Annotated in this window: 7 protein-coding genes and 2 pseudogenes; 6 read left to right on the top strand and 3 right to left on the bottom strand. The window is 65.3% G+C overall.

Annotated elements, in window-relative coordinates:
- Window positions 1-198 precede the first annotated feature (198 nt).
- Genes FNH08_RS04170 through FNH08_RS04180 form a run of 3 tightly spaced genes read right to left on the bottom strand, consistent with a single transcriptional unit; the run spans window position 199 to window position 3,074 of the window.
- Window positions 199-1,344 carry an ABC transporter ATP-binding protein gene (locus FNH08_RS04170; RefSeq protein ID WP_152769864.1) on the bottom strand — a complete coding sequence of 382 codons (1,146 nt, stop codon included), beginning with the start codon at window positions 1,342-1,344 and terminating at the stop codon, window positions 199-201.
- A 3-nt stretch (window positions 1,345-1,347) separates the two neighbouring features.
- Window positions 1,348-2,148: an ABC transporter permease gene (locus FNH08_RS04175; RefSeq protein ID WP_322723637.1), complete on the bottom strand. Its 801-nt coding sequence runs from the start codon at window positions 2,146-2,148 to the stop codon at window positions 1,348-1,350.
- On the bottom strand, window positions 2,145-3,074 hold the full coding sequence (locus tag FNH08_RS04180) for an ABC transporter permease (protein ID WP_152769865.1): 930 nt from the start codon (window positions 3,072-3,074) through the stop codon (window positions 2,145-2,147). The genes FNH08_RS04175 and FNH08_RS04180 overlap by 4 nt, the downstream gene beginning before the upstream one ends.
- A gap of 288 nt (window positions 3,075-3,362) precedes the next feature.
- Here FNH08_RS04180 and FNH08_RS04185 point away from each other — a divergent pair, with 288 nt between their 5' ends.
- The 6 genes and pseudogenes from FNH08_RS04185 to FNH08_RS04210 form a co-directional block, all read left to right on the top strand.
- The gene (locus FNH08_RS04185; RefSeq protein ID WP_152769866.1) at window positions 3,363-4,430 is read left to right on the top strand and encodes an extracellular solute-binding protein; all 1,068 of its coding nucleotides are present in this window, start codon (window positions 3,363-3,365) and stop codon (window positions 4,428-4,430) included.
- A gap of 75 nt (window positions 4,431-4,505) precedes the next feature.
- Window positions 4,506-4,619, top strand: coding sequence for a transposase (locus FNH08_RS04190; RefSeq protein ID WP_322723647.1), 114 nt, complete (start codon window positions 4,506-4,508; stop codon window positions 4,617-4,619).
- A gap of 157 nt (window positions 4,620-4,776) precedes the next feature.
- Window positions 4,777-5,238: a hypothetical protein gene (locus FNH08_RS04195; protein WP_152769867.1), complete on the top strand. Its 462-nt coding sequence runs from the start codon at window positions 4,777-4,779 to the stop codon at window positions 5,236-5,238.
- Window positions 5,235-5,911: pseudogene (locus FNH08_RS04200) on the top strand (reverse transcriptase/maturase family protein); the annotation flags it as partial. The gene FNH08_RS04195 and the pseudogene FNH08_RS04200, both read left to right, overlap by 4 nt.
- Window positions 5,912-6,214: 303 nt before the next feature.
- Window positions 6,215-6,910: a transposase family protein gene (locus FNH08_RS04205; protein ID WP_322723639.1), complete on the top strand. Its 696-nt coding sequence runs from the start codon at window positions 6,215-6,217 to the stop codon at window positions 6,908-6,910.
- Between the two features lie 97 nt (window positions 6,911-7,007).
- Window positions 7,008-7,246, top strand: a pseudogene (locus FNH08_RS04210) (excalibur calcium-binding protein); the annotation flags it as partial.

The raw sequence follows: 7,246 nt of genomic DNA on the forward strand, positions 1-7,246 counted from the left end.
TCGCTGCTAGTAGCTCACCTTCCTCGGGCAGACGGTTCTGCCGGCGGCCCCCTCTCCCTGTGCTGCAAGTCGCGTGGCCTGATGCCGATGGCCGTTTCCACTGGGACGAGCAGGCTGACGCGAAGCATCGCGAGTCACGGCCTCACTTGTGTGATCTCAAGGTGAGGCGCGGCTGTGACATCACCGGGTCCTCCAAGCTCACAGCGTCGCTCGTTCGAGGGATGGTGGGGCGTCAGCGCTCGGTGTCGATCCGCCCGGGTGGACGTCTACCAGGATCCCGGCGTCGATGCGCCACGACAGTACGACTCGGTCACCGTGGGCATATTGCTCCTCGGGAGCCATCTCGTCCACCAGGAACTTCTGCCCCGCTCCCTCGAGGACCAGGCGGCGCCGGCCGCCCAGGTAGATCACGTCCACAACGTCGGCCACCAGCGAGTTGTCCGTTGGTGAGACCGCGTGGCCGTGCGGCCTGACTCGCATCTTCTCGGGGCGGACGACCAGAGCGGCTTCGTTCACAGCAGGGTCGGCTCCGCCGTGGCCCGGAACTTCCACGGAAAGCGTGCCCGACTGGAGCACGAGTCGGTCGCCCCGGCGCTGCAGCGGGCCGCGCAGCACATTGGAGTCGCCGAGGAACTGAGCCGCGAAAAGGGTCCGCGGGCGCTCGTACAGCTCGCTCGACGTCGCGACCTGCTCGAGGGCACCGTTGTTGAAGACGGCGATGCGGTTCGACATGACCAGGGCCTCCTCCTGGTCATGGGTCACGAAGACGAAGGTCACCCCGACCTCGTTGTGGATCCGCTTGATCTCGAGCTGCAGGTCCTCTCGAAGGCGCTTGTCCAACGCGCCCAGCGGTTCGTCGAGGAGAAGCAGCTGGGGGTCGAACACGAGGGCCCGCGCGAGTGCGACTCGCTGCTGCTGCCCACCTGAGAGCTCCCGGGGGGAGCGACGCGCCAGGTGCGACAGGCCCACCACCTCCAGAATCTCGCCCACCTTGCGGGTCACGTCGGCCTTCTTCATCCGACGCTCCCGCAGGGGGAAGGCCACGTTGTCTTCGACCCGGAGGTGAGGGAAGAGCGCGTAGTTCTGGAACACGACGCCGATGTTGCGCCGGTGAGGCGGCACGCCGACGAGCTGCCTGTCACCGACGACGATGTGGCCCGCGTCGGGCTCCACGAATCCGGCGATGAGGTTGAGGGTCGTCGTCTTGCCCGAGCCACTCGGTCCCAGGAACGTCATGAACTCCCCCGGGGCGATGGTCAGATCGATCCCGTCGAGGGCTGTCACGTCGCCGTAACGCTTGGTCAGGCCGCGAAGCTCGACACCGACGCCGTAGTTGGTGGTCATTACTTACCGCCTCTCCCTCACAACGCTGAGCACGCCGAAGAGGATCAGGACCACGGTCGTGACGGTCAGCAGGAGAGTGGAAGCCGCTGCGACGGTGGGGTCAAAGGTCTGGGTGACACTGGCGTAGATCTTGACGGGAAGTGTCTGCGCGAAGGGGCCCGACAGGAAGATGCTGACAATGGCCTCGTCGAAGGAGGTGAGGAACGCGAAGAGCGCCCCCGTCACCACTCCAGGGGCGATCAGCGGAAGCATCACCTTGCGGAAGGCACTGACCGGCCCCGCTCCCAGGCTCGCCGCCGCCTTCACCAGCTGGCCGTCGAATCCAGCCAGCGATGCCGTCACGGTGACGACGACAAACGGGATGGCCAGCACGGTGTGGGCGAGGACGAAGCCCCAGTACGACTGCGTGAGGCCGGTCTTCAGCGCGACGTAGAAGATACCGATGGCGGTGATGACCCCCGGCACGATCATCGGCGCCATCAGGAAGGCACGGGCAGGCCCGCGCCACTGACCCAGTGCACTGTGCAGCGCCATCGCCGCCATGGTTCCGAGTGCCGTGGCGATCACGGCCACGACCACGCCGACGCGGAGGGTGAGCAGAGCTGCGCCGTACCACTGCGGATCCTGGAAGAAGTTCACGTACCACTGCAGGGAGAATCCCCGGGGAAGCATGAGGCTCCGTCGATCGGAGAAGCTGATCGGCACCACCACCAGGGTCGGGAGCACCAGCAGTAGACCGACCAGAACGCACCAGACCCGAAGCACTGAACGGGAGAGGATCCCGCGCCTCGACGCCGCGCTCACCTGCCCCCTCCGATACCGAGAGCGCGGGTGTGGCGGCGAGTGACGAGCGCAGCGGCGCCCAGGATCAGCAGAGTCGACGCCAGGAGGACGAGAGCCATCGCGCCCCCACGGCCGAAGGCGAGGAGAGCGTTCGTTTGCTGCACGATCTGCTGCGAGATCATGCTCTGCTTGGGGCTACCGAGCAGGGCAGGAGTGAAGTAGAAGCCCAGGGACAGCACGAACACCAGAGTCGAACCAGCCATGATCCCAGGGACAGCCAGCGGCAGGTAGACCTTCCGGAAGGCACGACCAGGACTCGCCCCGAGACTCACGGCAGCATCCAGCAGCCTCCGGTCGATGCCCTGGAGCCCGGCGTACACGGGCAGCACGAAGAAGGGGAGCAGGACCTGGGTAGCGCCGATGGTCATTCCTGCGACGTTGCCCAGCAGGGTGGGCGCGTGAATGCCCATCGAGCGCAGGAAAGCCTGTAGCGGTCCGACGTCCGAGAGCAGGATCACCCAGGCATAGGTGCGCACGACCAGGTTGGACCAGAACGGCAGCATCACCGCCCCTGTCATCAGCAGGCGAGCGCGCGTGCCCACTCTCGTCATGAGATAGGCGTAGGGGAAGCCCAGGACGAAGCACGACACCGTGATCCATGCACTGATCACGAACGTGCGTCGCAGGATATTCATCTGACTGCCGCTCGTCAGGTACCACTCGTAGTTGGAGTACCAGCTCGACGCCTGGCCCGCTGGCATGTTCGTCACGCTGAGAACGAACATCCGCAGCACCGGGTAGGCGAACACGACAGCGACGAAGACCAGCGCCGGCGCGACCATGAGGGACCCCGGACGAGACCGGAGCCGGGTCGACCAGCGCTGACCGCCGGCAGCACTCGGGGACGGCGGACCCGCCGCCTCCAAGGTCCTCTCGATCAGAGTCATCTTGAGCTCCGTATCTCGTGGCGGATCCAGCCCTACGCTAGGTGGGGCCCCGACCGCCTCCTTGGGGCCAACGCCACTCACACCCGTCTGGGGGATGAGCGCGACTCACGGCTGTGCGGTGTTCATGACCGCTCCCGGCGTATGTGAGCACAGTCGGACGGTCCTGTCCACGGAAGCGCCCCTCCCCCAGGCGGGGGGGATTCGCTTGCCGACGAGGGGACGCGGGGTGACACACCTAACATTCGGCCATCCGCTGAGTCCTGACGCGGCTGTGAGAAGGAGTTTGATGTGAAGAGTAGAAAGCGACTCGCCTCCTGCATTGCCATAGCGGCCGCGGTCAGCGTCCTGGCAGCCTGCGGCGGTGGTAGCAGCGTAGGAAGCGCTGGCAAGGACGGCGACCTGAAGGGATCCCGGCTGGTCTTCGTCAACTATGGCGGGAGCTCGATGGAGGCGGCTCAGAAGGGTTGGCTGGAGCCTTTCAGCAAGCAGACCGGAGTCCAGTTCGCCACCGACAGCCCGTCGGACCCGGCGAAGGTCAAAGCCATGGTCGACTCGGGCAACACCACCTGGGACATCATCGACCTCGCGCCGGGCGCCGGCCGCGCCGGCTGTGGGACGCTCTTCGAAAAACGACCCAAGGACTTCGACCTCTCCGCGATGCAGCAGAAGTACATCGGCGACGACTGCGGGATCCCTATCTTCGTGACCAACGTGCAGGTGGTCTACAACTCCGAGAAGTACGGCGACAACCCTCCCACGAGCAGCGCCGACTTCCTGAACGTCAAGAAGTTCCCCGGCAAGCGGATTTTCCTGAACTACGTCGAAGGGCAGGTCGAGCCGATCCTCATGACCGCCGGGGTGACGCAGGACAAGATGTACCCCATCGACTGGTCCAAGATGAAGCAGGTCGCGAACACGCTGGGCAACGAGATGACCCCGCAGGACTCCGTCGCCGCTGCGACCCAGGCCCTGGAGTCCGGCGACTACGGCATGTGTCTGTGTTACGCCGGCTCACTCGTCGCTGCAAAGGCGAACGGAGCCAAGTTCGGAGAGCTGTGGGACAAGACCTACGTCGCCTGGGACAGCCTTTACGCGATCAAGGGATCGAAGAACCAGTCCGCCCAGTGGAAGTTCCTCCAGTACGTTGCCACCGAGAAGGGCCAAGCGCCTTTCTACCAATACTCCCCCTATCTCACACCGTTCACCAACCCGCCGGCCGTGCCCGACCAGTTCAAGCCTTTCCTGCCCGAGGCCCACAAGAGCGAGATCAAAGAGACCCTCACCTACGATCCGCGCTACTGGGCCAACAACCTCGATGACGGCATCACAAAGTGGACGCAGATCATGTCAGGCTGAGCCGAGCTCATCGAGCATGACAAGGGCGCCCGGGCCTCACAGGGGTCTGTCCAGTCTCAGGCTCAGGTACCCGACATCGGAGCGACCGGCGCCCAGGAGATCATCGCTGAGGTAGGTGTCAACATGAGCCGCTTCCCCACCGCGGACCATCTGGTTTCCTGGGCCCGCTTCAACCCTCAGGCCACATAGTCGGCCAGCAAGAAATGCCAGCCACGAGTACGAGCTGCTGGCGAACCCGCGATACCACGGTCGGCAAACCGACGCGATCGTCGTCAAGATCAGCGACCGGTCGGAGGAGGGCTCGATCATCGGCGTGACCGTACGCTTCGACGTACCGTCCGGTCCTGTGCAGACCGATGTCGACATCCCGGCCAGCTCCGCGACCGACCCGAAAGGAACGTACACACCCGTCGTGTTCGACCCGGAACACTCTAACCAGGTACGCCACACCGCCTACCTCGACGGCCGCGACGCCGACGGCATCTGCACAGGCTCGAATGCCCTCGCCGACCCAGCCGACAGCGAGAACGCCCGGCAACTCGCCGCGAGGCCGCCCGGCACCGCGTGCGCGGCCTGCTGGAAGGTCCGATACCTGGTCTCCGACAGTCGCAACTGGTTCAGCGTCTGCCAGCGGCACGATTCGCTGCTCGCAGACCGGGCGGCACATGCGCGCGGGCCTGCGCCGCCGGGTCCCGGCGAAGACGCCGGAGGCCGCGCCCGCCCCTGCCGCTCAGGACTCTGCGGCTACTGGACTGGTTCGGCACCGCCGCATCGCCCCACGACGGTTCAAGCTGCCGAGGCGTCATAGACCGGCACCGACATTGCCCGCGTGCCGGACCGCCCTGTCCGCACCCGTACCGGGTACTGCACGGACGCTTATACGTAGTAGTACCCAACGGCAAAAATTATCCCATAGGGGCCGTGGACGGCATGTCACAACGGAAGATCGATCGGATCATCGAGGCGATACGTCACAAGCGTTACCGCTTCAAACCGGTCCGACGCATCCATATCCCGAAGAAGAATGGGAAGATGGGTCTGCTGGGGCTGTCGACCTGGTCGGACAAGCTCGTCGGTGAAGTGATCCGCCTGTTATTAGAGGCGTATTACGAGCCGACGTTTTCCGACCGCTCGCATGGCTTCCGTCCCCGTCGAGGTTGCCGCACCGTATTGCGGGAGGTTGCCCCCACCTGGACCGGGACATCCTGGTTCATCGAAGAGGACATCGCCGATTGCTTCGCCAGCCTGGACCATCAGGTCCTGCTGTCGATCCCGGCGAGAAGATCCATGACCAGCGGTTTCTACGGCTGGTGCGCAACATGCTGACAGCCGGATATCTGGAGGACTGGAAGTGGGGTGTCACGCTCTCCGGAGTGGCGTCCCCGGTTCTGCCCAACATCTCCCTGCACAAGCTGGGCGAGTTCGTCGAGACAGTTCTGATTCCGGAGTACACCCGAGGGAAGCGCCGAGCCCGAAACCCGACCTAACGAGCTCGTGCACGGTAAGCGGCGAGACGTCGGGCCCTGGATGGTTGATCATGGTCGAGTGGTGGGGAACGCGACTCGTGCAGTGATCATCAGCAACCGTCGGATCACGGGCCTGACGTCCGGAGTGATTGCTGAACTTGTCGCTGAGATAGGCCCGTTGTGGCATGAGCGGCACGAGGCCAGGCTCGCTTCCCGACCGCGGAAGCGGGCCGTGGGCGGCGGTGCGAAACACCGTCTGGTGTTCGTCGACCGCCTTCTGGCCACCCTCATCCATCTTCGTCACGGTGCCACCACGACGTGCTGGCCTGCTGGTTCGGCGTGGACCGCTCCACCATTACCCGGGCCATCAGCGAGGTGCGGCCCTTGCTCGCCGAGCGAGGGTGCACCGTCAGCCCTGACGTGCGGCTGCGGACCCTGGCCGAGGTCGTCGATCACCTCGGCTCAAGCGGAACGACCGGAATCATCGACGGCACGGAGATACGGGTCCGGCGGCCCGCCGCTGGACGCAAGGGCCGGGACAAATTCATCTCCGGCAAGAACAAGCAGAACGCCGTCAAGTCCATGGTTGTCACGGACGGCGAAGGCCGCGTGCTGTGGTGCAGCCAGGCCCGCCCCGCAAGCTGCGCGGACATCACCCACGCCCGCCAGTTAGGGCTGGTCAAGCTCCTGGCCGGCGGGCCTGCGGTCGAGATTCTCGCCGATGCCGGCTACCAGGGACTGGGCGCACAGACCGGCGGCCGGGTGGTGACACCACCGCACCGGAAGTTCAAGAAGAACGCCCCGGACTGGTACGAGGAGATGTACGAGCGCCAGCGCAAGGCACACTCTTCGCGTCGTATTCGGGTCGAGCACGGCATCGCGCATCTGAAGAACTGGCGGGCCCTGGCCCGACACCTCGGTCGCCGGGAGCACATGGGCGACACCGTGCAAGCCGTCGCCGCTCTGCTGTCCCACCAGCAGACCGTGGACCTGCACTCGACACGGCAGACGTGAAGATAGGTCACGGCGAAGTTCTCGACGTCTCGCCGCTTACCGTGCACGAGCTCGTTAGCGTCGAAACAACGGCCACCCTGGCCCAGAGGAGACGCTCATGCCACGCCGCGCCACCATCGCAGGCATAGCCACCGCGATCGCGTCGATCATTCCGCTAGGCGGAATCGCCCAGGCTCAAGACCTCGACTGCCGCAACTTCACCTTCCAGGAAGACGCCCAGGCCGTCTTCGGCCAGGACCCCAGCGACCCCCACCGGCTGGACGAGGACCAAGGCCCGGACGACGGCATCGCCTGCGAAGCTCTGCCCCGCCGCGCCACCACCCTCACCACCCCGAC

It is taken from the genome of Streptomyces spongiae (genome assembly GCF_009377185.1).
In the GTDB taxonomy this organism is placed as follows: domain Bacteria; phylum Actinomycetota; class Actinomycetes; order Streptomycetales; family Streptomycetaceae; genus Streptomyces; species Streptomyces spongiae.

Excerpts from the sequence above, each read along its gene's own strand:
- FNH08_RS04170 (WP_152769864.1), bottom strand. The coding sequence starts at position 1,344 with ATGACCACCAACTACGGCGTCGGTGTCGAGCTTCGCGGCCTGACCAAG.
- FNH08_RS04180 (WP_152769865.1), bottom strand. The coding sequence starts at position 3,074 with ATGACTCTGATCGAGAGGACCTTGGAGGCGGCGGGTCCGCCGTCCCCG.